This window comes from Parazoarcus communis SWub3 = DSM 12120, from assembly GCF_003226565.1.
GTDB lineage: Bacteria > Pseudomonadota > Gammaproteobacteria > Burkholderiales > Rhodocyclaceae > Parazoarcus > Parazoarcus communis.
Map to the genome: position 1 here is coordinate 1 of NZ_QKOE01000080.1, position 835 is coordinate 835.

Genomic DNA, 835 nt, shown 5'->3' on the forward strand with positions numbered 1-835 from the left:
GAACACGTTCTGGGCTTTTTTCTCGCAAGTTCTCGACGCTGACGGCGGGTGCCAGGAAGTGGTTCGCAAGGTTCAAGCCTTGGCCGCGACCCGATCAATGCCGGTGCCATCAACCTCAACATCGGCGTATTGCCAGGCACGCGGCAAACTTGATCCGGTTGAACTGGAAAAGATCCTGGCGCACACCGCCGACGAGTTGCAGCAGCAAGGCCGAAGCCGTTGGTGGAAAGATCGTCGTGTAGTCGTGGTCGATGGCACGGGCGTCAGCATGGCGGATACGCCCGCCAATCAACAAGACTGGCCTCAACCAAACAGCCAGAAACCCGGCTGCGGCTTCCCACAGGCACGAATTTGCGCCTGCTTCTGCCTGCAAACCGGGGGCTTGCTGAGTTACCGCCTAGGCCACAACAAGAACGCCGAACTACCCCTGTTGCGCCAACAGTGGGACAGTTTCAATAGCGGCGACATCTTTCTCGGCGACAAGGGATTTTGCAGTTATTACGACGTCTGGCAGTTCAAGCAACGCGGCGTTGATTCGGTAATCACGCTGGCGCGACGAACCCCGGTTACCGCCGCATCGGCCGTTGCGGTGTTGGGGCCGGATGACTTGCTGATTCAATGGCCGAAACCGGCCTGGAACAAGAGCCTGAGTTACAGTAAGGAGGAATGGCAGGCGTTGCCAGCACAACTGGATCTTCGCCAAATCAAGGTCACCATCAACGTGCCGGGAATGCGGTCAGCCAGCTATTACTTGATTACCACCCTAACGGATTCGACACGCTATAGCGCCGCTGAACTGGCTGATCTCTACCGCCAGCGTTGGGATGTGGAACTG

At 57.7% G+C, this 835-nt stretch carries 1 protein-coding gene; it reads left to right on the forward strand.

From position 1 onward, the window contains the following. Window positions 1-835, forward strand: an 835-nt coding sequence (locus tag DNK49_RS23100; RefSeq protein ID WP_110530415.1) for an IS4 family transposase, incomplete at both ends; no start/stop codon positions are given.